The 26,530-nt window shown below is 46.2% G+C and carries 20 protein-coding genes and 5 tRNA genes; 4 read left to right on the forward strand and 21 right to left on the reverse strand.

Annotated features, from left to right (window positions below):
• Window positions 1–150: 150 nt before the first annotated feature.
• The 17 genes from rpoC to rpsU form a co-directional block, all read right to left on the reverse strand.
• The gene (gene rpoC, locus H3001_RS09900) at window positions 151–4,437 is read right to left on the reverse strand and encodes a DNA-directed RNA polymerase subunit beta' (RefSeq protein ID WP_178243604.1); all 4,287 of its coding nucleotides are present in this window, start codon (window positions 4,435–4,437) and stop codon (window positions 151–153) included.
• 102 nt (window positions 4,438–4,539) lie between these two features.
• A complete protein-coding gene (gene rpoB / locus H3001_RS09905) occupies window positions 4,540–8,352 on the reverse strand; it encodes a DNA-directed RNA polymerase subunit beta (protein ID WP_178243603.1) in 3,813 nt (1,270 codons plus the stop codon).
• A gap of 203 nt (window positions 8,353–8,555) precedes the next feature.
• Entirely contained in the window at window positions 8,556–8,933 is a 378-nt protein-coding gene (gene rplL / locus H3001_RS09910; RefSeq protein WP_007567329.1) for a 50S ribosomal protein L7/L12, read from the reverse strand.
• A 79-nt stretch (window positions 8,934–9,012) separates the two neighbouring features.
• A complete protein-coding gene (gene rplJ, locus H3001_RS09915) occupies window positions 9,013–9,528 on the reverse strand; it encodes a 50S ribosomal protein L10 (protein WP_181214808.1) in 516 nt (171 codons plus the stop codon).
• A 15-nt stretch (window positions 9,529–9,543) separates the two neighbouring features.
• Window positions 9,544–10,242 carry a 50S ribosomal protein L1 gene (gene rplA, locus H3001_RS09920; protein WP_181214809.1) on the reverse strand — a complete coding sequence of 233 codons (699 nt, stop codon included), beginning with the start codon at window positions 10,240–10,242 and terminating at the stop codon, window positions 9,544–9,546.
• Between the two features lie 16 nt (window positions 10,243–10,258).
• Complete coding sequence (rplK, locus tag H3001_RS09925; RefSeq protein WP_178265699.1) at window positions 10,259–10,702, reverse strand: 50S ribosomal protein L11; 444 nt, start codon at window positions 10,700–10,702, stop codon at window positions 10,259–10,261.
• Window positions 10,703–10,759: 57 nt separating this feature from the next.
• Window positions 10,760–11,302 carry a transcription termination/antitermination protein NusG gene (gene nusG, locus H3001_RS09930; RefSeq protein ID WP_181214810.1) on the reverse strand — a complete coding sequence of 181 codons (543 nt, stop codon included), beginning with the start codon at window positions 11,300–11,302 and terminating at the stop codon, window positions 10,760–10,762.
• A 14-nt stretch (window positions 11,303–11,316) separates the two neighbouring features.
• Window positions 11,317–11,511, reverse strand: a complete 195-nt coding sequence (secE, locus tag H3001_RS09935) for a preprotein translocase subunit SecE (protein ID WP_181214811.1) — start codon at window positions 11,509–11,511, stop codon at window positions 11,317–11,319.
• A 16-nt stretch (window positions 11,512–11,527) separates the two neighbouring features.
• A tRNA-Trp gene (locus H3001_RS09940) sits at window positions 11,528–11,600 on the reverse strand.
• Window positions 11,601–11,654: 54 nt separating this feature from the next.
• Complete coding sequence (tuf, locus tag H3001_RS09945) at window positions 11,655–12,839, reverse strand: elongation factor Tu (RefSeq protein ID WP_007564154.1); 1,185 nt, start codon at window positions 12,837–12,839, stop codon at window positions 11,655–11,657.
• A gap of 49 nt (window positions 12,840–12,888) precedes the next feature.
• Window positions 12,889–12,960 (reverse strand) — tRNA-Thr (locus tag H3001_RS09950).
• A gap of 16 nt (window positions 12,961–12,976) precedes the next feature.
• A tRNA-Gly gene (locus H3001_RS09955) sits at window positions 12,977–13,049 on the reverse strand.
• A gap of 8 nt (window positions 13,050–13,057) precedes the next feature.
• A tRNA-Tyr gene (locus H3001_RS09960) sits at window positions 13,058–13,140 on the reverse strand.
• A 48-nt stretch (window positions 13,141–13,188) separates the two neighbouring features.
• Window positions 13,189–13,262: transfer RNA gene (locus H3001_RS09965), tRNA-Thr, on the reverse strand.
• A 94-nt stretch (window positions 13,263–13,356) separates the two neighbouring features.
• On the reverse strand, window positions 13,357–13,656 hold the full coding sequence (gene hpf / locus H3001_RS09970; protein WP_178243601.1) for a ribosome hibernation-promoting factor, HPF/YfiA family: 300 nt from the start codon (window positions 13,654–13,656) through the stop codon (window positions 13,357–13,359).
• A 17-nt stretch (window positions 13,657–13,673) separates the two neighbouring features.
• Entirely contained in the window at window positions 13,674–14,552 is an 879-nt protein-coding gene (locus H3001_RS09975) for a tyrosine-type recombinase/integrase (protein ID WP_181214812.1), read from the reverse strand.
• A 76-nt stretch (window positions 14,553–14,628) separates the two neighbouring features.
• Window positions 14,629–14,820 (reverse strand): 30S ribosomal protein S21, encoded by a 192-nt coding sequence (gene rpsU, locus H3001_RS09980; RefSeq protein WP_178243599.1) that lies wholly within the window; start codon window positions 14,818–14,820, stop codon window positions 14,629–14,631.
• Between the two features lie 209 nt (window positions 14,821–15,029).
• Here rpsU and H3001_RS09985 point away from each other — a divergent pair, with 209 nt between their 5' ends.
• Both H3001_RS09985 and H3001_RS09990 read left to right on the forward strand, forming a co-directional pair.
• Entirely contained in the window at window positions 15,030–16,823 is a 1,794-nt protein-coding gene (locus H3001_RS09985; RefSeq protein WP_181214813.1) for an aminopeptidase P family protein, read from the forward strand.
• Between the two features lie 13 nt (window positions 16,824–16,836).
• Window positions 16,837–17,361 (forward strand): gamma carbonic anhydrase family protein, encoded by a 525-nt coding sequence (locus tag H3001_RS09990; RefSeq protein ID WP_181214814.1) that lies wholly within the window; start codon window positions 16,837–16,839, stop codon window positions 17,359–17,361.
• A 114-nt stretch (window positions 17,362–17,475) separates the two neighbouring features.
• Here the strand turns inward: H3001_RS09990 and H3001_RS09995 are convergent, their stop codons facing one another.
• On the reverse strand, window positions 17,476–18,813 hold the full coding sequence (locus H3001_RS09995; RefSeq protein ID WP_181214815.1) for a hypothetical protein: 1,338 nt from the start codon (window positions 18,811–18,813) through the stop codon (window positions 17,476–17,478).
• A complete protein-coding gene (locus H3001_RS10000) occupies window positions 18,810–20,303 on the reverse strand; it encodes a leucine-rich repeat protein (RefSeq protein WP_178243595.1) in 1,494 nt (497 codons plus the stop codon). Before H3001_RS10000 ends, H3001_RS09995 begins: the two co-directional genes overlap by 4 nt.
• 262 nt (window positions 20,304–20,565) lie before the next feature.
• On the opposite strand from H3001_RS10000, the gene H3001_RS10005 reads away from it, so the two are divergent.
• Complete coding sequence (locus H3001_RS10005; RefSeq protein ID WP_178243594.1) at window positions 20,566–21,156, forward strand: sugar O-acetyltransferase; 591 nt, start codon at window positions 20,566–20,568, stop codon at window positions 21,154–21,156.
• Between the two features lie 172 nt (window positions 21,157–21,328).
• Here the strand turns inward: H3001_RS10005 and H3001_RS10010 are convergent, their stop codons facing one another.
• Entirely contained in the window at window positions 21,329–22,693 is a 1,365-nt protein-coding gene (locus tag H3001_RS10010; protein ID WP_178243593.1) for an MFS transporter, read from the reverse strand.
• Between the two features lie 30 nt (window positions 22,694–22,723).
• Window positions 22,724–24,319: a DUF6377 domain-containing protein gene (locus tag H3001_RS10015; RefSeq protein WP_181214816.1), complete on the reverse strand. Its 1,596-nt coding sequence runs from the start codon at window positions 24,317–24,319 to the stop codon at window positions 22,724–22,726.
• Window positions 24,320–24,532: 213 nt separating this feature from the next.
• On the opposite strand from H3001_RS10015, the gene H3001_RS10020 reads away from it, so the two are divergent.
• Window positions 24,533–26,386 carry a glycoside hydrolase family 13 protein gene (locus H3001_RS10020; protein ID WP_178245732.1) on the forward strand — a complete coding sequence of 618 codons (1,854 nt, stop codon included), beginning with the start codon at window positions 24,533–24,535 and terminating at the stop codon, window positions 26,384–26,386.
• The last annotated feature ends 144 nt before the right edge of the window (window positions 26,387–26,530 follow it).

Raw genomic sequence — 26,530 nt, forward strand, 5'->3', positions numbered from 1 at the left:
GTTTGATTCCCTAAGATACAAAAAATTAGGGAAACGGGCAAGTTCTGACTTAGTGAAGTTAGGGCTTGCCCGATTTTTTTTGCAGACACAAAAAAGGCCATCTCAAAGTATTTTGAGACAGCCTCTCTTTTTTATCTGTCAGTTGAACGATTATTCAACTTCACTGTAATCAATCACATTCTTGCGGTTTGCCAGAATACGGTCGTACTCTTCTTTTGAGCCAACGATAATCTTTTCAAACTCACGCTGTCCGGTTCCGGCAGGAATCAAGTGTCCGCAGATCACATTTTCCTTCATACCTTCCAGACGGTCCACCTTACCGTTGATGGCAGCTTCATTCAGTACCTTTGTAGTTTCCTGGAATGATGCAGCCGACATAAAGCTGGATGTCTGCAATGCAGCACGTGTAATACCCTGCAGGATCTGAGTAGAAGTTGCAGGAACTGCATCACGTACTTCAACCGGCTTCAGGTCGCGGCGCTTCAGCATACTGTTCTCATCACGCAACTTACGGGCAGTTACAATCTGTCCCGGCTGCAAGTTCTGAGAGTCACCAGCGTCTACAACCACCTTCTTACCCCAGATACGGTCGTTCTCTTCGTTGAATTCCAGACGGTCAACTACCTGCTGTTCCAGGAAGCGGGTATCTCCCGGCTCATCAATCTGAACCTTACGCATCATCTGACGTACGATGATTTCGAAGTGCTTGTCGTTGATCTTCACACCCTGCAGACGGTAAACGTCCTGAATTTCGTTCACGATGTATTCCTGAACGGCCGTAGGACCCTTAATCGCCAGGATGTCGGCAGGAGTAATGGCTCCATCAGACAACGGTGTACCGGCACGTACGTAGTCATTTTCCTGTACCAGGATCTGCTTAGACAAAGCTACCAGATACTTCTTCACATCACCTGTCTTAGAAGTAACGATGATTTCGCGGTTACCACGTTTGATCTTGCCCATAGTCACTTCACCGTCGATTTCAGAAACCACTGCCGGGTTAGACGGGTTACGTGCTTCGAACAACTCAGTTACACGTGGAAGACCACCGGTGATATCACCAGCCTTACCAACCGCACGAGGAATCTTAACCAAGATATCACCCGCCTTGACAGTCTGTTTGTTTTCCACTACTACGTGGCCACCTACCGGCAAGTTGTAAGTACGGATGATTCCGCCATTTTCATCAGTAATGTGCAATGAAGGAATCTTGGTCTTGTCCTTCGATTCAGTGATGATGATTTCGCGCAGACCGGTTGCTTCGTCAGACTCAACCTTGTAAGTTACGTTTTCAATTACCGATTCGAAATCAATCTTACCGGCAGCTTCCGTAACAATTACAGCGTTGAACGGGTCCCACTTCGCAATCAGCTTGCCCTTTTCTACCACTTCACCGTCAGAAGCATACAGTTTAGAACCGTAAGGAACGTTGTGAGATGACAATACAATACCTGTATTCACATCTACGAAGCGTACTTCAGCCAGACGGCCGACTACCACCTTCACTGCTTCTCCAGTTTCTTCTACTGCATCTACCGTACGCAATTCTTCGAATTCCAGACGAGCGTCGTTCTTTGCCACAATACTTGCATTGGCCGCCATGTTACCGGCGATACCTCCGGCGTGGAACGTACGCAGAGTCAACTGAGTACCCGGTTCACCGATTGACTGTGCAGCGATGACACCCACAGCTTCACCCTTCTGAACCATACGGCTGCTGGCCAGGTTACGTCCGTAACACTTCGCACATACACCCTTCTTAGACTCACAAGTCAATACTGAACGGATTTCCACACTTTCGATCGGCGATTTTTCGATTTCCTCGGCAATCGCTTCTGTGATTTCCTCTCCAGCAGCAACCAACAGTTTTCCGGTTGTCGGATGGATCACATCGTGTACAGAAACACGTCCCAGGATACGTTCGTATAATGTAGCAATTACTTCATCGTTATTCTTCAACGCTGTACAAACCAGACCACGCAGTGTACCACAGTCTTCTTCGTTGATGATCACATCGTGTGAAACATCGACCAGACGACGGGTCAGGTATCCCGCATCGGCAGTCTTCAACGCAGTATCGGCAAGACCCTTACGAGCACCGTGAGTAGAGATAAAGTACTCCAACACCGAAAGACCTTCCTTAAAGTTAGAAAGAATCGGGTTCTCGATAATCTGAGCACCTTCTGCACCGGCTTTCTGCGGTTTCGCCATCAAACCACGCATACCAGACAACTGACGGATCTGTTCCTTAGAACCACGGGCTCCAGAGTCAAGCATCATAAATACTGAGTTGAATCCCTGGTCGTCGTTCTTAATTGTCTTGTACAGGATATCAGACAAGTCACTGTTGACATGAGTCCAAGTATCAATAACCTGGTTGTAACGTTCGTTGTCGGTGATGAAACCCATGTTATAGTTCATCATGATCTGTTCGATCTCCTCGTTACCACGCTTAACCAGTTCTTCCTTCTCTTTCGGGATGATGATATCACCCAAGTTGAATGACAGACCACCCTCGAAGGCCATCTTGTAACCCAAGTTCTTGATTCCATCCAGGAACTCACAAGCACGAGCCACACCGACAGTCTTGATCACGTCGCTGATGATGTCGCGCAAAGACTTCTTAGAGATAATCGTATTCAGATATCCACATTCATCCGGAACCAATTCATTAACGATCACACGTCCTACAGATGTTTCCTTGATCATCTTCTTCACGATGTTACCGTTTTCATCCAAGTCATTGGTTACCACACTTACAATCGCATGGATATCTACCTTGCCTTCGTTATATGCAATCAAAGCTTCTTCCGGACCGTAGAAGATCAAACCTTCTCCCTTGGCACCCTTACGCAGCTTAGTAATGTAATACAAACCAAGAACCATATCCTGTGCCGGCACAGTAATAGGCGCACCGTTCGCAGGGTTCAGGATATTGTGCGACTGCAGCATCAGCATCTGTGCTTCCAGTACAGCCTCGTTGCTCAAAGGCAAGTGTACCGCCATCTGGTCACCGTCGAAGTCGGCGTTGAACGCTGTACAAGCCAACGGGTGCAACTGGATAGCCTTACCTTCAATCATCTTAGGCTGGAATGCCTGGATACCCAGACGGTGCAGTGTCGGCGCACGGTTCAGCAATACCGGGTGACCCTTCATTACATGTTCCAGGATGTCCCAGATTACCGGTTCCTTGCGGTCTACAATCTTCTTGGCCGACTTCACTGTCTTCACGATACCACGTTCAATCAGTTTACGGATAATGAACGGCTTGTACAATTCCGCAGCCATCAGCTTAGGAATACCGCACTCACCCATCTTCAATTCCGGACCAACGACGATTACCGAACGTGCTGAATAGTCTACACGTTTACCCAGCAAGTTCTGACGGAAACGTCCCTGCTTACCTTTCAAGCTGTCAGACAAAGACTTCAGCGGACGGTTTGCATCGGTCTTCACTGCGCTCGACTTACGTGAGTTATCGAACAATGAGTCGACAGCCTCCTGCAGCATACGCTTTTCATTACGCAAGATCACTTCAGGAGCCTTGATTTCAATCAGTCGTTTCAGACGATTGTTACGGATGATCACACGACGATACAAATCGTTCAAGTCGGAAGTTGCGAAACGGCCACCATCCAGCGGAACCAACGGACGCAGTTCAGGCGGAATTACAGGCACGATACGCACGATCATCCATTCAGGTTTGTTGCGTCCGCGAGAAGCACGGAACGATTCAACCACCTGCAAGCGCTTCAAAGCCTCATTCTTACGCTGCTGCGAAGAGTCATTATTGGCTTTGTGACGCAATTCATAAGACAACGCATCCAGATCCAGACGAGTCAGCAAGTCGTAAATGGCTTCCGCACCCATCTTGGCAATAAACTTATTCGGATCGCTGTCTTCCAAATATTGATTTTCCTTCGGAAGAGTTTCCAGAATATCCAGATATTCTTCTTCAGACAACAAGTCATACTGGCTGATGCCATCTTCAGCCTTGATACCCGGCTGTATTACGACGTAACGTTCATAATAAATGATTGCATCCAGTTTCTTTGTCGGCAAGCCCAACAGATAACCGATCTTGTTCGGCAAAGAACGGAAATACCAGATATGTGCCACCGGCACAACCAGCTGGATATGTCCGCTACGTTCACGGCGTACCTTCTTTTCAGTAACCTCTACTCCACAACGGTCGCAGACAATTCCTTTATAGCGGATACGTTTATACTTACCACAGTGACATTCATAATCCTTCACCGGTCCGAATATACGTTCGCAGAACAAGCCGTCACGTTCTGGCTTATAAGTACGGTAGTTGATGGTTTCCGGTTTCAACACTTCACCATACGAATTTTCCAAAATTTCTTCCGGCGAAGCCAAACCGATCGTAATTTTCGAGAAATTACTTTTTATCTTAGTATCTTTTCTAAAAGCCATACTTTATCTATAATATGAAATTTGAAAGTTGAAGAGTGAAAAAACCGAAGGCCGCAACCTTCCGAAGCCGTTTCACAGCCTTCGGTCTTCTACACTATAAATTTATTCCAATGTGATGCTCAAACAAAGTCCTCTCAACTCATGCAACAATACGTTCAGAGACTCAGGGATACCCGGTGTTGGCATCGGTTCTCCCTTCACAATGGCCTCATAAGCCTTAGAGCGTCCTACCACGTCGTCTGACTTGATAGTCAAGATTTCCTGAAGTACATGAGCAGCACCAAAGGCTTCAATTGCCCAAACCTCCATTTCTCCGAAACGCTGTCCACCAAACTGAGCCTTACCACCCAATGGCTGCTGAGTAATCAGAGAGTACGGACCGATAGAACGCGCGTGCATCTTATCTTCAACCATGTGACCCAACTTCAACATATAAGTCACACCTACCGTAGCAGGCTGGTCAAACTGTTCACCGGTACCACCGTCATACAGATAAGTCTTGCAATAACGTGGCAAACCAGCCTTGTCTGTCCATTCATCCAAATCTTCCAGCGTAGCACCGTCGAAGATAGGAGTAGCAAACTTCACTCCCAGTTCCTTTCCGGCACGTCCCAATACTGCTTCAAAGATCTGTCCGATGTTCATACGAGAAGGCACACCCAACGGATTCAATACGATATCTACCGGAGTACCGTCTGCCAGGAACGGCATATCTTCCTGACGTACCACACGTGAAACAATACCCTTGTTACCGTGACGACCTGCCATCTTATCACCCACACCGATCTTACGCTTCTTGGCAATGTAAACCTTAGCCATCTGGATAATACCTGAAGGAAGCTCATCACCGATAGTCAGTGCAAATTTCTTACGCTTCAGTTCGGCATCCAGCTCTTTATATTTCTTCAGATAGTTCACGATCAGGTCACGGATCATGTCATTCTTGTGAGCGTCAGCAGTCCACTTGCTCAACTGAATGATGGTATAATCCAATGATTCCAGATCACGCTTGGTGAACTTGGCACCCTTGGCAATCACTTCAGTACCCAGGTAATCCTTCACACCCTGAGAAACCTTGTCGTTGGTAAGTACCAGCAACTTGTTCACCAGGATTTCCTTCAGGGCAGCTGCCTTTTCTTCGAACTCTTCGTTCAGTTTCGGCAGGATAGCCTTGTCGGCATTCTTCTCACTGCGGGTCTTGATTACACGTGAATACAGTTTCTTGTCGATAACCACACCACGCAAAGACGGAGAAGCCTTCAGAGAAGCATCCTTCACATCACCCGCCTTGTCACCGAAGATAGCACGCAGCAGTTTTTCTTCCGGAGAAGGATCAGATTCACCCTTCGGAGTAATCTTACCGATCAGGATGTCACCCGGCTCGATGCGGGCACCGATACGTACGATACCGTTTTCATCCAGATCCTTGGTAGCTTCTTCACTTACATTAGGAATATCAGAAGTCAACTCTTCCATACCGCGTTTTGTTTCGCGGACTTCCAAAATATATTCATCCACGTGTACAGAGGTCAGGATATCCTCACGTACCACGCGTTCGTTCAATACAATCGCATCCTCGTAGTTGTAACCCTTCCAAGGCATGTATGCAACCAGCAGGTTCTTACCCAAAGCCAATTCACCGTTGGCAGTAGAATAACCTTCAGTCAGGATATCACCCTTCTTCACGCGCTGGCCCTTGTTACAGATCGGACGCAAGTCGATGGTCATGCTCTGGTTGGTCTTGCGGAACTTCGGAATACGATATTCCTTCAGAGCCGGTTCAAAGCTTACGAACTCTTCGTCCTCTGTGCGGTCATACAAAATACGGATAGTAGTTGCATCCACAAAGTCGATCACACCGTCGCCTTCGGCAGCAATCTGTGTACGAGAATCCTCACACAACTGCTTTTCGATACCGGTACCCACAATCGGCGCTTCAGTCTTCAACAAAGGAACTGCCTGGCGCATCATGTTAGATCCCATCAACGCACGGTTCGCGTCATCGTGTTCCAGGAACGGAATCAAAGAAGCCGCGATAGAAGCAATCTGCTGCGGAGCCACGTCCATCAGTTCTACCTGATCAGGAGTAACCACCGGATAATCCGCATCACGACGAGCCTTTACTTTTTCACGGATAAATGTACCGTCATCATTCAGCGGCGCATTACCCTGTGCGATGATCTTGTCTTCTTCTTCTTCAGCCGACAGGTATTCGATGCCTTCCGGTGAAAGATCCACCACCGCATCCTTAACCTTACGGTACGGAGTCACGATAAATCCGAGGTCGTTGATCTTTGCATATACACACAAAGAAGAAATCAAACCGATGTTCGGACCTTCAGGAGTTTCAATCGGACACAGACGGCCATAGTGAGTATAGTGAACGTCACGTACCTCAAATCCGGCACGGTCACGAGACAAACCACCAGGACCCAGGGCAGACAAACGACGCTTGTGAGTGATTTCAGCCAGCGGGTTAGTCTGGTCCATGAACTGAGACAACGCATTGGTACCGAAGAATGAGTTGATAACCGAAGAAATAGTCTTCGCATTGATCAAATCAATCGGAGTGAACACCTCATTGTCGCGTACATTCATACGTTCACGGATAGTACGTGACATACGAGCCAGACCGATGGCAAACTGGTTAGACAACTGTTCACCTACCGTACGTACACGACGGTTGCTCAAGTGGTCGATATCATCCACATCTGCCTTAGAGTTGATCAACTCGATCAGATACTTGATGATCTCAATAATATCTTGTTTTGTCAATACCTTGACATCCATATCCGTATCCAGATTCAGCTTCTTGTTGATACGGTAACGGCCTACCTCACCCAAGTCATAACGCTTCTCAGAGAAGAACAGGTTGTTGATAACCTCACGTGCACTGGCATCATCAGCCGGGTCAGCGTTACGCAACTGGCGGTAGATATACAATACAGCTTCTTTTTCCGAGTTACTCGGGTCTTTCTGCAAAGTATTGAAAATAATAGAATAATCAGAACTGTTAGCCTCTTCATTATGAAGCAGGATATTCTGTACACCCGATTCAATGATCAAGTCTACATGTTCCGGTTCGATAATGGTTTCACGGTCGATAACCACCTCGTTACGCTCGATAGAAACCACTTCACCGGTATCCTCATCCACGAAGTCTTCTGTCCATGTCTTCAGCACACGTGCAGCCAGTTTACGGCCGATAATCTTCTTCAGATTAGCCTTATTTACCTTAATGTCTTCTGCAAGGTTGAAGATTTCAAGGATATCCTTGTCGTTTTCAAAACCCACCGCACGCAACAACGTAGTTACCGGCAACTTCTTCTTACGGTCAATGTACGCATACATTACATTGTTGATGTCGGTAGCAAACTCAATCCAAGACCCCTTGAACGGAATAATACGAGCTGAATACAGTTTCGTACCATTGGCATGGATACTCTGTCCAAAGAAGACGCCTGGAGAACGGTGCAACTGCGAAACAACGACACGTTCAGCACCATTAATCACGAAAGTACCTTTCGGAGTCATATAAGGGATCGGTCCCAGATATACATCCTGAATCACTGTATCGAAATCTTCATGATCGGGGTCTGTACAATAAAGCTTCAGTTTAGCTTTCAAGGGAACACTATAAGTCAATCCACGTTCCAGACAGTCGTCGATAGAATAGTGAGGCGGATCGATATAGTAGTCGAGGAACTCGAGCACGAAGTTGTTACGTGTATCTGCGATCGGGAAATTCTCTGCAAATACCTTGTACAAGCCATCGTTCTTTCGTTTTTCAGGCGGGGTATCTAATTGCAAAAAGTCTTGAAATGACTTCAATTGAACTTCCAAGAAATCCGGATACTGCATCGGATTCTTAATAGAAGCAAAGTTAATTCGTTGATTGATAATGTTTGAAGACATCTGTATGAGTTTTATTATTTTTAAGAAAGCGTGAACAAGCAGGAAAAAACAGGAGCCGGATCCGGCATCTCCAAGCATCGGAAACGATAAAAAAACCTGTCAATCCACACCTGCCAGCCAGTCAACTTAATATAGACGCAAAAAGGTTAAGAATCCTCCTTACAGAGGACTCTTAACCGAACTACCTGATTTACAGGATAATCTTATTTAAGTTCAACTTCAGCTCCAGCTTCTTCCAAAACTTTCTTCAAAGATTCAGCTTCGTCTTTAGCCAAACCTTCTTTTACTACGCTAGGAGCACCGTCAACCATGTCTTTTGCTTCTTTCAAGCCAAGACCACAAGCTTCTTTAACGGCCTTAACAACCTGCAATTTAGCAGCACCTGCGCTCTTCAAAACTACATCGAATGAAGTTTTTTCTTCAGCAGCAGCTGCACCAGCAGCAGCAGGACCAGCAGCAACAGCTACAGCTGCAGCAGCAGGTTCAATACCATATTCTTCTTTAAGGATAGTTGCAAGTTCATTAACTTCTTTTACTGTCAAGTTAACTAATTGTTCTGCAAAAGCTTTCAAATCTGCCATTTTTGTATGAATTTAATTGTTTGTTACTAATTGAATATTAAAGTTGTTTTGGTTGTGTTCCCACTTTTCCAACGAGCCATTATTCAGCGCGTTCACCCAAAGTTTTAAGAACACCGTGAATGGTGTTACCACCAGACTGAAGAGCAGAGATAACATTCTTCGCAGGAGACTGCAGCAATGCCACGATATCTGCGATAACTTCGTTCTTGCTCTTGATTGTTGCGAGAGCTTCAAGTTGATCAGCACCTACATAGAAACCTTCTTCTGCATATGCAGCTTTCAATGCAGGAACACCATCCTTGTATTCTTTCAGCAATTTAGCAGGAGCGTTAGCCACTTCACTAAACATTACTGAAGTTGTACCCTTCAAAGAGCCAAACAATGGTGAGTAATCAACATCCAAGCCCATCAAAGCCTTGTGAAGCAAAGAGTTCTTCACAACTACCAGCTTAATACCGGCCTTAAAGCATTTTCTACGCAATTCACTTGTTGAAGCAGCATCCATAGCTGTAGTATCAACCAAGTAGAAATGTCCATACTGCTTTACGGTATCAGCCAACTGACCTATAATTACGCCTTTATCTTCCTTTCTCATGATTCCTCCTTATAATTAGATTTCTTCTACTGATTTAGGGTCGATTTTCACACCCTTACTCATAGTACTTGAAAGATAAATACTCTTAATATAAGTACCCTTAGCTGCAGTCGGTTTCAGTTTAATGATAGTAGCGATAAATTCTTTCGCATTTTCACGAATCTGATCAGCAGTGAAAGACACCTTACCAATAGAGGTATGTACGATACCACTCTTGTCAACTTTAAAGTCAATCTTACCTTGCTTAACTTCCTTAACCGCCTTAGCAACATCCATAGTTACAGTACCACTCTTCGGGTTCGGCATCAATCCACGAGGACCGAGCACACGACCCAGAGCACCGATCTTACCCATGATAGACGGCATAGTGATGATCACATCAATATCAGTCCATCCACCTTTGATCTTTTCAATATATTCATCAAGACCAACATAGTCAGCGCCAGCTTCCTTTGCAGCAGCTTCAGCATCCGGTGTACACAGAACAAGCACACGAACCTGCTTACCTGTACCATGAGGCAGAGACACAACGCCTCTAACCATCTGGTTTGCCTTACGAGGGTCTACACCTAAACGTACGTCAATATCTAATGAAGCATCAAATTTAGTAAAAGTGATGTCCTTTACCAACTGAGAAGCTTCTTTCAGTGAGTATGCTTTCCCTGCTTCAATTTTTTCTGCAGCCAACTTTTGATTTTTTGTCAGTTTACCCATTATCAATTGAAGTTAATTAGTTATTACCCGGGAAGTCACCTTTTACAGCGATACCCATACTTCTAGCTGTTCCAGCTACCATTGTCATAGCAGCTTCGATAGTAAAGCAGTTCAAGTCTACCAATTTGTCCTGAGCAATTGTACGAATCTGATCCCAAGTAAGTTCAGCAACTTTCTTACGGTTAGGTTCTGCAGAACCGCTCTTAATCTTAGCAGCCTCGAGCAACTGAATAGCTACAGGAGGAGTCTTGATTACGAAATCAAAAGACTTGTCTGTGTAGTAGGTAATGATTACAGGCAATACTTTACCTGCCTTGTCCTGGGTTCTGGCGTTGAATTGCTTGCAAAATTCCATGATATTAATACCCTTAGAACCCAGAGCAGGTCCAACGGGAGGTGATGGATTTGCAGCGCCTCCTTTAATCTGTAATTTGATTAGTCCAGCAACTTCTTTAGCCATTTTTGTAAAATTTAATATAATTGATTAACGAATTGAACAACACACGTAACAAATGCATTATTCTTTTCCCACATCCGTAAAGCCTAATTCAAGCGGAGTTTTACGCCCGAATATTTTGACCATTACTTTCAGTTTGCGTTTTTCCGCGCTCACTTCTTCAATGATACCACTGAATCCGCTGAACGGTCCGACCGCAACTTTCACTGTTTCTCCTACAGTGTAAGGAACATTTACATCTTCGCTTACTTCCTGCAGTTCATCCACCGTACCCAGTATACGATTCACTTCAGATTGTCTCAAGGGAACCGGATGTTCCTGACCGCCCAAGAAGCCGATCACGTTGGTGATGTTTCTCAAATGATGAGCTACCTCTCCAACCAAAGCAGCCTCTACCAAGACATAACCAGGAAGATAACTTCTTTCCTTCACAATTTTTTTACCATTGCGAACCTGATAAATCTTTTCGGTAGGAATCAATACCTGAGATACGTATTCCCCAAGGCTGGTATTGCGCATTTCTGCTTCAATAAATTCCTTTGCCTTAGCTTCTTTACCACTTACGGCACGAAGTACGTACCATTTTTTTTCAATCTCAGACATTTTCTAACTGTTTATTAGTGCGGATAGATAACGTCTTCCATGATGAAACGGAAGGCAGAATCCATAAGAAAAACAACGAGCGCAATGAGGAGGGAAGCATATAAAACAACCATTGCACTACTAGAAAGTTCTGAACGAGTAGGCCATGATACTTTATGGACTAGTTCGTCGTAAGATTCTTTACAATAATTCGTTATCTTTTTAAACATATTCATTCAATATTAGCACGGGAAGAGAGGCTCGAACTCCCGACACTCGGTTTTGGAGACCGATGCTCTACCAACTGAGCTATTCCCGTAAAAATAGTTCCCGAACCGAGATCCGGGAACTATATTATCTTTATACTATGATATTAGTCAAGAAGTTCAGTAATCTGACCAGCACCTACAGTACGTCCACCTTCACGGATAGCGAAACGCAGACCTACGTTCAATGCAACCGGATAGATCAACTCAACGTTGATTGTTACGTTATCACCCGGCATTACCATGTCAGTTCCTTCTGGCAAAGTGATTTCACCTGTACAGTCCATAGTACGCAAGTAGAACTGAGGACGGTATTTGTTGTGGAACGGAGTGTGACGACCACCTTCTTCTTTCTTCAGGATATAAACCTCAGCTTTGAATTTAGAGTGAGCCTTAACCTGACCCGGGTGACACAAAATCATACCACGTTTGATTTCGTTCTTGTCGATACCACGGAGCAACAAACCTACGTTATCACCAGCTTCACCCTGATCCAGCAATTTGCGGAACATTTCAACACCAGTTACAACTGATTTCTTGTCTTCACCAAGACCCAGGATTTCAACTTCGTCACCTACCTTGATCACACCAGCTTCGATACGACCTGTAGCAACAGTACCACGACCAGTGATTGAGAATACGTCTTCAACCGGCATCAAGAATGGTTTATCAACATCACGCGGAGGCAGAGGAATCCAGTTATCAACTGCATCCATCAGTTCCATAACTTTTTCTTCCCACTGTGGAACACCGTTCAATGCACCCAGAGCAGAACCACGGATAATCGGAGTGTTGTCACCGTCGAAGTCATAGAATGACAACAGTTCACGCATTTCCATTTCAACCAGTTCCAACATTTCTTCGTCATCAACCATGTCGCATTTGTTCAAGAATACAACCAGACGAGGAACGTTTACCTGGCGAGCCAACAGGATGTGCTCACGAGTCTGAGGCATCGGACCATCAGTAGCAGCAACTACGATGATAGCACCATCCATCTGAGCAGCACCAGTAACCATGTTCTTAACGTAGTCGGCGTGTCCCGGACAGTCTACGTGAGCATAGTGACGATTTGCAGTCTGATATTCTACGTGAGAAGTATTGATAGTGATACCTCTTTCCTTTTCTTCAGGAGCGTTATCGATTGAATCGAAAGAACGCAATTCTGACAGACCTTTTTTTGCCAATACTGTAGTGATGGCAGCAGTCAAAGTGGTTTTACCGTGGTCAACGTGACCGATAGTACCAATGTTAACGTGCGGTTTCGAACGTTCAAATTTCTCTTTAGCCATAGCTTTAATTTTATTATATTTGATTAATAATCAGCTTTACATTTTCACGAGCTGTTACCGGGACTTGAACCCGGGACCTCTTCCTTACCAAGGAAGTGCTCTACCGCTGAGCTATAACAGCAAAAGAAGAAAAGAAGAGCGGAAGACGGGACTCAAACCCGCGACCCTCAGCTTGGAAGGCTAATGCTCTATCAACTGAGCTACTTCCGCAATTTTAGTGGGCAAAGATGGATTCGAACCACCGAAGGCGTAAGCCAGCAGATTTACAGTCTGCCCCATTTGGCCACTCTGGTATTTGCCCCACTTGCTTCAAAGAACAATCAAGAAACTACTTCATTCTTCTTTTTTGAGCCTCTTGTCGGATTCGAACCAACGACCCCGAGATTACAAATCACGTGCTCTGGCCAACTGAGCTAAAGAGGCGAATCTACTTTGCAGCCAAAGTACTGCTTCCAGTAGCTTAGCGGCTGCAAAGTTAGATATTTTTTTTTAATCACAAAACTTTTCGTTTGTTTTTTTACTTACCCTGTTGTTTTTCTTTGGCTTTCAACAGTTGTTTAGACAGTGCATCCATGCACACGTCTATTGATTCTTCGAATGTATCACTTACTTTTTCGGCATAAAACTCTGTATTAAGCGCCAGAACGCGCACTCCAGCTTCTTTGTTCATCGCTGTTTCAGGTTTCACTACCTTTAAAGACACCTCTACTTTCTTTATATTATCACAAAACTTCTCGAGCTTCTCTGCTTTCTTCTGGATAAAAGCTTCTAACTTTTCAGATGCTTCGAAATGAATTGATTGAATTCTTACTTCCATAAAAACCTCCTTTTCTTTTAAGCTCTGGGATGAGCTTGTTCATAAACCTTTTTTAATTCTTCAAAAGTCGTATGAGTATAAATCTCCGTTGTCGTCAGACTCTCATGCCCCAGCAGTTCTTTTACCGCACCCAGCTCTGCCTGATTATTCAGCATCGAGGTTGCGAAAGAATGTCTCAGCACATGAGGACTCTTCTTTTTCAACGTTACGACTTTCGACAAACTACGCCTTACCAAAAGATACACGGCCGGAGCATTCAATTTCTGTCCGTTACTCCGGACAAAAAAGAAATCCGTCATGCCGCATGTTTCATTTCTAAGAGAAAGATACTGTTTCAAGTCAGCGTCCAGTTCCGAGCCAAACGGAATGATCCGCTGTTTGTTTCTTTTTCCTGTCACCTTTACCACCTTTGCCGAGAAATCCACATCCGCATCCTTCAACCCGACCAGTTCCGACAAGCGGACACCCGTCACATAGAAGAATTCCAGAATCAACCGGTTCCTCACCCCCTCAAAGCCCTTTCCGAAATCCGTATCATCCAGCAGACGATTCATATCCTCTTCACGGACAAATACCGGAATCGTTTTCTTCTTCTTGGGCGCCATCACCTTCCGAACAGGATCCGCTTCTATTTCACCTTTTTTCAGAAGATAGTGATAAAACGAGCGGAGAGCACTCAACTTCCGGCCTACGGAAGACGCGGAATAGCCTTCATCCATCATCGAGAGTATCCACCCTCTGATCACGTCGGCATCCACGGACTTGAAATCCAGGCCTTCATCCACTCCCCGGAAATATGCTTCAAACTTATCAAGGTCAATCCCGTAACTGACGATTGTCTTCTCGGAATAATTCCTCTCAAAGCGAAGATATTTCAAAAAAGAATCTTTCCACATAAGAAACATCGCTTTTGTATCTCAGCAACGAATTTATGAAAAAGAATTCAATAATTCAAGAGTTTTGTAAGAATTATTACTCTTCTACCTGCTGCATTTTCTGAACGTAAACGGCACGTTCCATTTTCAGTCTTTTCAAAACAGACGGTTTGTCATACTGCTGTCTGCTTCTCAATTCTTTTACAACACCTGTTTTTTCAAATTTTCTTTTGAATTTTTTCAGCGCTTTTTCAATGTTTTCGCCTTCTTTTACTGGTACTACAATCATGTTTTTTAAATTAAGTATGTTGTTATTAAATTATTTCGATAGTCGAATTGCGGCGCAAAATTACATATACTTTCTTTATTTACAAAACTTTCCGGTATATTTTATTGAAAATATTCCAGAAATCGTAACTTTGCAAGGAGCGTTCGTCTTGCTGTAACCCGGTCGGCACCGGACGGCAGGACAGGTATTATTCTAAATTCACGAAGCTTATGGCAGAAATCATAAAAGAAAGAATTTCCCGGCTGAGAAAATTCATGCAGGCGCATGGAATCTCCGCCTTTATTGTTCCCAGCACCGATCCGCATTCGGGCGAATATGTCCCTGCACACTGGGAGTGCAGGAAGTGGATTTCGGGATTCACCGGCTCGGCAGGTACTGTGGTAGTAACCTTGGACCAGGCCGGACTGTGGACTGACTCCCGTTATTTCTTACAGGCCGGACAGCAGTTGCAGGACAGCGGCATCACCCTGTTTAAGGAGCGCATGCCGGATACTCCCGACATCGCCGGCTGGCTGAGCGAGGTACTCCCCTCTTCCAGCAAGGTCGGCATCGACGGCAGCGTCAACAGCTGGGAGTTTGCCGATTACCTGCAGAAGCGGCTGCAGCCCTACCAAATAGAAGTGGTCGCTACCCCCGACCCGTTTGCTGAACTGTGGGAAGACCGCCCCGGTATTTCCACCGAGACGGTCCGTATCCTCCCATTGTCTTACGCCGGTATCGATGCCGGACAGAAAATGGAGCAGCTCCGCAGTTTTCTCTGTGAGCAGCATGCCGAAGGCATCCTGATTTCGGCCCTGGATGAAATTGCCTGGACATTGAACCTGAGAGGAAAAGACATTTCCTATAACCCGGTATTTATCAGTTACCTGCTGATTACCCGTCGGTCGGCCTGTCTGTACATCCTGCCCGAGAAACTGACTCCGGAGGTTACGGAGTACCTGAACCGGCTGCAGATTCAGACAAGAGATTATCGGGAAATCACAGCCGACCTCTCGCAGTTGCACGCCACCTCCATGTTGTTGACCTCCAGTGCCAACTATGCCATCTACCGGTCGCTTGCGGCTCACTGCCAGGACATCCGGCTGGTCGCCTCACCGGTTTCGATGCTGAAGGCCGTCAAAAACCCGACAGAGATCGAGGGCTTCCACCAGGCCATGATACGCGACGGAGCAGCCATGGTCCGCTTCATCAAATGGCTGAAGGAATCGGTAGGTACCGGAGCGCTGACGGAACTGTCCATCGATGAACAACTGACGGAGTTCCGGGCTGCACAGCCGCTGTTCCAGGGACTGAGTTTCGAAACCATTGCCGGTTACCAGGCCCACGGAGCCATTGTGCACTACGCCGCCACTCCCGAATCGGCCTCCCCGCTGAAACCCGAGGGACTGCTCTTGCTCGACAGCGGTGCCCAATACCTGGACGGAACTACTGACATCACCCGTACCTTTGCACTGGGCCCCGTAACGATGGAGCAGAAGACCGATTATACACTGGTACTGAAGGGAATGATCGCCCTCTCGCAGGCTGAGTTTCCACACGGCACCTGCGGTACGCAGCTCGACGTCCTGGCCCGCCAGTTCATGTGGAAGGAAGGCATCAACTACGGTCACGGCACCGGCCACGGAGTAGGTCATTTCCTCTGTGTGCACGAAGGCCCTCATCAAATCCGTATGAACCACATTCCGGCCTTGCTGCTGCCGGGAATGACCGTCACCAACGAGCCGGGTATCTACCGGGCCGAGGCATACGGTATCCGCATCGAAAATACTATGATGGTGACCGAAAGCCGGCAAACGGACTTCGGCACATTCTACCGCTTCGAGCCCCTTACCCTGTGTCCGATTGACACCGAACCAATCCGGACCGACCTTTTGAGTGAAGACGAAATCAACTGGCTGAACAGCTATCATCAGCTCGTATTCGAAAAGATTTCCCCACTGCTGGACAGCGAGGAAAGCGAATGGCTGAGACAGGCTACCCGGCCCATTGTCCGAAACAGTTAACCACTTATTTATTATGGCTTTAATCAAATCAGTAAGAGGGTTTACCCCTCAGATAGGAGAAGACTGCTACCTGGCTGAAAACGCCACCATCGTGGGCGATGTAGTCATGGGAAAGCAGTGCAGCGTATGGTTCAATGCCGTACTGCGCGGTGATGTGAATTCCATCCGTATCGGCGACCGTGTCAACATACAGGACGGTACGGTGCTGCATACACTTTACGAGAAATCGACCGTGGAGATCGGGAACGATGTATCCATCGGACACAATGTGACCCTCCATGGGGCAACCGTACACGACCATGCCCTGATCGGTATGGGATCTACCCTGCTGGACCATGCGGTGGTGGGCGAAGGAGCCATCGTGGCAGCCGGCGCCCTGGTACTTGCCAATACGGTCATCGAGCCTCACACGCTCTGGGCCGGCGTACCTGCCAGATTCATCAAGAAGGTCGACCCGCAGCAGAGCAAGGAACTGAACCAGAAAATCGCCAACGGATATTTAATGTATGCTTCCTGGTTCAAGGAAGAAGAGAAATAAAACTACAGCAAGGCTGTTACCTCGTATCATAATCAAGCCCGGAACGACAGCCGGAAAAAGTTTTCCGTTTGCCATTCCGGGCTTTCCGTTTTTCAGTCTGAATGTACATCATAGTTATAAATCCACATCCACCTTATCAATAAAAATCCTTTCAGGGTCTTGAAACAAAGCCAGTGATTTAACCATGACTCCCAAATTGGGCACTGCCTTTTTGCTTACTACTCTGTCCCGGTTCACAACAACCCTCACCACATCATAAGCCAGCATGCTCTCTGGCAAATATACCTCCAGACACCCCTTCACATTTCCGGCAATCTTTTTTATGTCCAGCCGTATCTCGTTGTCCTGCACCGATTCTTCTATCAACACTCTACACGAAGGGGTAGCAGTCCAGTCAAGAAAACCCAGATTATGAGCGCCCCCCGGAAAACCGTCGTCACAGTAGGCAAACAAAAAACTTATATGAGAAAATGAAACATTTCTCACGTGCCCCATCAGCCATCCGGAAATCCCTGAAATATCTACGGAATGTCTTTTACCCTGCTGAATATTCACCAAGGCATCAAACTCTCCCGGGGCTGCCGTTGCCGATAAGGCATCCAATTGTTCTTTCCACCTCATGGCATACACATTTCTACTGAAATCACTGTCCATCCGCCCTACATCCATTCTCAATGGCAGATTCCGGTAATTCAGCAAATTCTCTCCAGGAGCATCTGCAGCAGCCACCACAGATACCGCTCCAAAATAATCCGGCATGAAAGTCGACAACCGGATGGTTCCATATCCCCCCTGAGAAGTACCCGACAGATATATCTTATTTCTATTTATCTTTCCGGACACAGCAGCCAGCCTGCACATTTTCCGCATGGCATAACGCTGCGGATACTTATGCCATGAACCGATTCTGTCATCAGCCATTCTCGGTATCACATATAATACCGGAGCATCGTCCTGCTCCCGGGACAGTGCAATCATGCTTTCCCAAGAAATGGTGTTAACCACAGCTGAGTACGGACCGTCAACCTCATACTGACCTCCACCGTGCAGATTGATAATCATAGGGTATCCCCCTGGAGGTTCTTCTCCCTTCGTCAAGAAACGTACAGGCATCAGTTGCTTTCCGGGAAGCCTCCAGTAAGCAGTCGTATCTCCCTGCAAGAATCCGCTTTCCGACAGATCGACCTCATTTATCTTTTTCCAATTGTTCCACAACTTTTTCTTTGCATCTGCCACACTGTCCTTGCTCACCCCCACTGTAAAAAGCCATTCGGGAGGAGAGGAAGGAAGCAACGTATCCAATTGCTCCCTAAAATACCGTGCAATGCAATCGGAGACTTCAGTCTCATCACTGACGGTTGTATCGGTCACTTCAATTCCAGACGACCGGCTACAACTTTCTCCTAAAACCAAGGCAACCAGCAATAACCAATAAGCGATACGAAACTTCATTGCTCGACCAGATATTCGGTATAATCTTCCCAATGCCATGTAGAAATATAAGAAGCCAAGGTTCCCCGGGGCACATAAAAGTGAACCAGAATTTCATCGTTCTCATTATACCAGTTCAGTCCGGCAAAAGGATACAGACTCCCCTTTGAGCCGCGGATTTCATAATAAGTATTGTCAAGGACCGGAGGTATCATACCAGGAAGATGTATATCAGTCAGCTTGCTACAATAAGCCAGTGCCCCTCCCTGAATGGTCTTTACTCCGGAAGGAAGTGTAATTTTTTCCAGCTGCTTACATGCATAAAAAGTTTTATACTCTACATCCTGCACCGAAGGCGGGTAAACAAATTCCCGGATACCCGAATACGCAAAAGCCTCATGCGAAACAGTAAGCACAGATTCCGGTAAGGTAACCTTTTCAAGAGAGGGAGTAAAAGCAAACGCACCGTCCATTATCCCCTTCAGAGTATTTCCGGGCACAACGACCTCTTGAAGGGAAGAACAATACCCCAGCCATCCTTGTCCTATATTCTCCAAGTTGCTCGGCAAGATGACCTTCCTCAATGCCGAAGAATTGTCTCTCAAGAAATATTGATGAGGGGTTACCGCCAGAGAAGCATTACTTAAATCAAGCACATCCAGATTTCTGATTTCCTTAATCGCATTGACATCGGTCTGGTCAAGTATCCCCTGAATGGTAAGAATGCGGATTTCTTCCGGATGATAGCTTTCCAGACGCTTCTTAAGCGTACCTTGTTCCAGATGTTCCACCAACACTTCGCCCGTACGCAATCCGTTAGTCCCTTCTGCCTTCAAAAACGCATATCTGAAAGAGACTGTACCAAAGCCCGTTTTAGCCTGAGCATCTTTATATACACCTATAAATTGAAGCTTCACATATTCTCCAGACACCGTTTTAATTATCCTTATTCTGTTATCCAAAGTAACAGCCGGTGGCATGGAGGCCATATCAAACGTATAATAATTGCAGATACCCGCATTAAAATACGCTACCGCTTTACGGGGAGGCATGGCATCAAACAACATAACTTCTATATTATCATTTCCCTGCCACTGAGATGGAAAATCTACAAAAGGACGGTAACTCACTACCGAATCGAAATCCTGATAATCCGTTACATAAACAGAGACTGAAGCGTTCCCCTTCCTTTCTCCATTTGTAAAGCCATTTACCTTATCAAAAGCAATATCCCATTCGCGACTATCTGCTGCATCCGAAGTACTTTTACCAGAGATTTTCCCTGAAGTAAACGAAAAATAAATGCATCCATCCGAATTCGGTACATTTTCTTTCAGTTCCAGAGTTATCTCCCTGGAAGCATACTTATCAGACAACACATCTACCGAAGACGGATTATCCGGGATATCCGTCGGCTGAGAATACACATTCTGATTTTTTTCACAAGATGACATCATTATCATCCACACCACTTGTAACACAAACGCCACTCTAATTGAATAAAATTTCATCTTAATTATACTTATAGTTATAAATTTACTGCAAAATTAAAGTACCTACATTTCGTAATCAATACCCATTAATGATGAAAAAGAAACCCCTCAAAAGTTAAATAAGCCAAATAAACAAATCTTTCTATTAATTATCACTAAGAAAGGAGGACGAAATGATTAATTTTATCAATAGCATTGTTCAAATACTCTTTATTATATAGGGCTCTTGCCGGATGTCATCTGCCGAACAGGGCTAATATATTTATTAAAACCCCAGACTATGAAAACAGAAAAACAAAAAGCCGCCGAAGGCTTGCTGTACGATGCCAACAACGACCCCGACCTGCAGCGGGAGATGCTGGAAACCCACAGCCGCCTGCACCGGTACAACTTACTGCCGCCCGAAGAACTGCAGCAGAGAGACGAGCTGATCCGTTCCATTCTGCACATGGGAAAGAAGGGCTGCATCATTTCACCGTTTTATTGTGACTATGGGTCAAACATCCATATCGGTGACAATTTCTTTGCCAACACCAACCTGGTCATCCTCGACGGGGCTAAGGTCACCATCGGAGACAATGTGTTCATCGCCCCTCATGTAGGCATCTACACTGCCGGACACCCGCTGGACAAGGAGCAGCGGAATGCCGGTCTGGAATATGCCTACCCGATTACCATCGGCAATAACGTATGGATCGGCGGACACGTATGTATCCTCCCCGGAGTAAGCATCGGCGACAACAGCGTCATCGGTGCCGGCAGCGTGGTCACCAAGGACATCCCGTCGGGAGTGCTGGCATACGGCAATCCCTGCAGGGTCATCCGCCACATCGAACCGGGAGAAGCAAATCCTCAGACACGCTTGCGTTGATATCATTTTCCCGAAATACATTCTTTTATATATATGTATATATAAGCGAACCCCCGTACGGAAGTCGCACGACTTCCGTACGGGGGTTCTTCAACCCGCATACCGAGGTTACACCACCTCCACCTGCGGGTCGGAAATCCGAAAAAGAGTCTCTTCCCTCTCTTCCGTATAATTATTCAGACTTTTTCTCTTTGATAAAGCCTACACAGCAGGCACCTGCAAACAGCAGCACTCCCGCCAGCATCAGCATATTGACTTCAGGAGGAATACTTCCCTCGGTAGTAAACATTTTCAAGATCCATCCTCCTGCTACCGCTGCCACAATCTGCGGTACACAGATCGTTCCGTTGAACAGTCCCAGGTACGTACCCATATGACCGCCCGTCAGTGCGTTGGTCAGGATGGTAAACGGAAGTGCCAGCATGGCTGCCCATGCACATCCGATGAGCAGGAATGAAACAAACAGCCAGTACGGATCATGAATCCAGCCGATAGAAAGGAAACCGATACCTCCCAGCACCAGGCTCAGTGAATAAGCAAAGCGGCGGTTGCGGATGGAAGGCATGGCTGCGGCCCAGATTACCGAACCGATAGCCTGCACGGCAAAGAGGATTCCCACCCAGTCGCCTGCAGTCTGGTACTGCTGAGACTGTGTATCAAGCACCCAGTGTGTAACCCCGTCCTTCACCAGTTCCACCGAAGGCGTATCAAACACGTTGGCCGCTACCGTACCGTTCGTATAAGTCCACATGAACATAAACGCCGCCCAGCAGAAGAGCTGCACCAGTCCCACGGTCCAGAACGCCTTCGGCGCCCGCAGGAGCAGTTTGAACATATTGACCTTCTCTTCCTTTTCCTCGGTCGAGATACCGTGGTATTCGGCATAAAGGGCAGGCGGATACTCCTTCACCTTAACCGTCGTATAAATCACACAAAGAATCAGGATCAGGGCACCGATATAAAACGAATAAATCACAGAATCCGGAATCACTCCCTTCGGAGCCACGTTACTGATACCTACCCAGGCAAAGATAAAAGGGAAAAGGTATCCGGCCAGACTACCGGCATTGCAAAGGAAACTCTGGATGGAATAAGCCAGCCCCTTCTGCTTCTCGTTCACCATATCCCCCACCATCATCTTGAAAGGCTGCATCGCGATGTTGATGGATGTATCCAGGAACATCAGAGAAAACAATCCGAAAATCATTGCGGCCGAAACCGTCATGCCGAAACTTCCGGCATTCGGCAAGAGACACATGACCAGCACCGCAATCAGGGCACCGACAAAAAGATACGGAATACGTCTTCCGAAACGGGTCCATGTCTTGTCGCTCAAGGCACCGATAATAGGTTGTACGATGATTCCCGCCAAAGGAGGCAAAATCCAGAAATAACTCAAGCTGTGCGGGTCGGCTCCCAAAGTAGAGAAAATACGACTAATGTTAGCACTCTGTAACGCATAAGCAATCTGCACGCCAAAAAATCCGAAACTGATATTCCACAGCTTCGAGAAACTCAAATCAGGTATTTTTTTCATGGTAATATGTAATGTATATTTGCTTGCGTGCTAGAGATTCATTACCGCCTGTTCAAAAGCCTCCTTGTCTCCGGCCGCCTTGTTCCGGATCTTGCTTCGATAATTATAAACAGTGGCTAATGAGTAACCTAAAAAATGTGCGATACGGTTGGCGTCGGTTACTCCCAAACGAATCAGTGCAAATATACGAAGTTCTGTGTTTAAAAGTTCACCTGATTTAGGATAAATTTTTCCTTCTTCTTGCAACAAAGCGTTAAAATCTTCGATAAAATTGGGGAAAAGGTCTAAAAACGACTTGTCAAACTCGTTGTAAAACAGTTTCCGCTCGTCGCGCAGGAACTGTTCCGACCGGATGGTCTTGAAAAGTTCCTCGATTTTCGAAGCCATCGCCAGTTTCTCCAGCGAACGGCGGTACTGCTCCAGTTTTTCGAGATAACCCACACATTTATCCAGGTAGCGGGCTATATATACCTCCTTGATTTTTCCGGTCTCAGCCAGGTTCTGATTGGCCGAAACCAGCTTCCGGTTGGCTTCGTACAGCCGGCGGCGCATCACCGTCAGCTTCTTCATCCAGTAATACAGATAAGCCGTCAGTGCAATCAGCAGCCCCGCCAGTACACTGACGATAATCAGCATCTTACGGGTAACCGCCCTTTCTTCAGCCTCCTTGGTCTTGTAGGCCTTGTCAATGATGGGGTAATATTCCGTCACTTCCAGGAAGCGCAGGCGCGCATTGCAGGCAACGGCATCTTCCATGGAACAGTTCAGGTAACGGTAGGCACGCTCCAGGTCGCCCCTGCTGTACATCACACGTGCCAGTTTCTGAAGCGAAGCATATTCACGTACCGCCATCTGCATGTCGAGCAGGGCCGTCTTTGCCAGATAATACACCTGCATATCGATGTTACCGGTAGCCTCATACGCCTCCGAAAGGGTATAATAGGCATAGGCTTCCTGCTTGATACTCTGATTTTTATCTTCGTATTTCTGAAGGATATCGAAGGCCTCCTCCGGTCGTCCTTCGTAAATATGTTTCTCGGCAAAAGCAATGTCCCGGTCGATTCCGGGCGCAGTGAACAGCAGGATGGAATCGCGGTACAGATTGGTCTTTTCCAGGTATTTCTGCTTGGCCTTGGTATCGGCAGTGTAATCGGCCAGCCAGCCGTAATAACCACGGAAGGTACGGTAATAATATGATAAGGTTTCCTTGCTCATCGTCGACGGGGAAAGGCGGAGCAGCTCAAACAAGGCCTCATTGTACATGCCCATGATTCCCATGACTTCGGCACGGCTCACGATGATTTCATCCTTCGATGCCAGACTGTCCAGTTCGGAGAGTATCAGCGACTTCTCATTCACATAATACAGGGCCGAGTCGGTCTGATAATGTAAATATTCCAGAAAAAGATCGCCACAGATCTCATACTTTTTCTGCAGGTCGGAAGCCATATGAAAGGCCTCTTTCAGGTATTTCAGCTTATCCTCCTTACGGGCATGATACTGCTTTTTCTGGATAATCATCTCATCCAGTTCATCCAGGAGTTCAGAGACAGAAGGCTTGGCGGCCCACCCGTGGCCAACCAGACAACCCAAAAACACACATATAATGATAGAAGCCTTTTTCATAATATTCATTTTTCATGTATACACAAATATATAATAAATAAAATTCATAAAAAATGTTTTTTAAAATCATTTATATTATTCCGTCTAATAAGCATATATATCCAACTGATATACAAGTAATTAATTTTCTAAATCACTTATATTTTCATTCTATGTCCCGCACGGCTTGAGGTAAATAAATACTTTTGCAGAAACCAAAAATCCATTCATATCATGAAACAAACACTATTAGCTTTATGCAGCTTTATTACTCTATTATTCGGGGCAAACAGTCTTCATGCCGTTAACATTGAAAAGATAGCTCCTACTTTCTGGTGGGCAGGTATGAAGAACACAGAACTACAAATCTTACTCTACGGTAAAAACATTGCTTCTTCGGAAGTCAGTCTGTCGGGCAACCAGGTAATATTAAAGGAGGTTGTCAAACAGGAAAATCCCAACTACTTACTTTTGTATCTGGATATTGCGGAAGCTCAGGCACAGACTTTCCAGATTGTGCTGAAACAGGGAAAAAAGAGCACTACCATTCCTTACGAACTGAAGGAAAGAGAACGCAAGGGATGTGACATCCAGGGATTTACAGCCAGCGATGTATTGTATCTGATCATGCCTGACCGCTTCGCCAACGGCAATCCGGACAATGATATCGTAAAAGGAATGCGGGAAGACAAGGTAGACCGTAACGAACAATATGCACGTCATGGCGGCGACCTGAAAGGTATCGCAGATCATCTGGATTATATCGCCGACCTGGGAGTGACTGCCATCTGGCTGAATCCGACACAGGAGAATGACATGAAAGAGGGTTCTTATCACGGATATGCCATCACTGACTATTATCAGATCGACCGTCGTCTGGGTGGAAATGAGGACTTCAAGAAACTCACTGAAAAGGCACACGAAAAGGGGCTGAAAGTGGTGATGGACATGATTTTCAACCACTGCGGAAGCGAAAACTACCTGTTCAGAGACAAACCGTCGAAGGACTGGTTCAACTTCCGTTCGGAATACGTACAGACTTCGTTCAAGACTGCCAGCGTACAGGACGTACATGCCAGCGAATACGAACGCAAAATCGCTACAGACGGATGGTTTACACAGAGCATGCCCGACCTGAACCAGCGCAACCGCCACGTGGCTCGTTACCTGATTCAGAGCAGTATCTGGTGGATTGAATATGCCGGAATCAACGGTATCCGTCAGGACACGCATCCGTATGCCGACTTCGACTTTATGTCACAGTGGTGCAAGGAAGTAATGGAAGAATATCCTCACTTCAATATTGTAGGAGAAACCTGGCTGAACAGCAACGTACTGGTATCTTTCTGGCAGAAAGACAGTAAACTGGCGGCTCCGCGCAACTCCAACCTGCCTACGGTAATGGATTTCCCATTGCAGGGACTCATGAACCAGGCATTCGACGAAGAAACAGGTGAATGGAGCAACGGACTGTATCGTCTGTACGACTACCTGACTCAGGACCTGGTATATGCCGATCCGATGCACCTGCTGACCTTTTTGGACAATCACGACACTTCACGCTTCTATCAGACTGAAGAACAGACTGCTAACATTACACGCTACAAACAGGCCCTGGCATTCCTGCTGACTACCCGCGGTATTCCGCAGATTTACTATGGTACTGAAATCCTGATGCCGGGCGACAAGAGCAAGGGAGACGGATTCCTGCGCATGGACTTCCCCGGCGGATGGCCCGGTGACCGCACCAACTGCTTTACTGCCGAAGGACGTACTGCCCTGCAGAATGAAGCCTTCGACTATACCCGCAAGCTGCTGCAGTGGAGAAAGAACAACGATGTCATCGGCAAGGGTAGCCTGAAGCATTTCTCTATCGCCAGCGGCACGTATGTATACGAACGCAGCTATCAGGGCCGTTCTGTAGTAGTGATCATGAACGGTACAGACCAGGCACAGACGCTTGACCTGACTCCGTACAAGGAGATTCTGCCGCGCCAGGAAGCTACCGATTTCCTGAGCGGAAAGCAGGTGAAACTGGTCGACAAACTGGCTCTTGACAAGCGCGAAACCTTGATTTTATCTTTCTAGAACGTTTATATTATAGAGTAGAAACCAAAACTTTATAACACTGATTATCAAATAATTATTGTTTTAGAAAGACGTTATAGACTTATATTTTTAATCTAACCGGGTTAACGGTATTTGGGAACTGATATTTTTGCACTCAGAAGT

This window comes from Phocaeicola faecicola (assembly GCF_013618865.1).
Classification (GTDB): Bacteria; Bacteroidota; Bacteroidia; order Bacteroidales; family Bacteroidaceae; genus Phocaeicola; species Phocaeicola faecicola.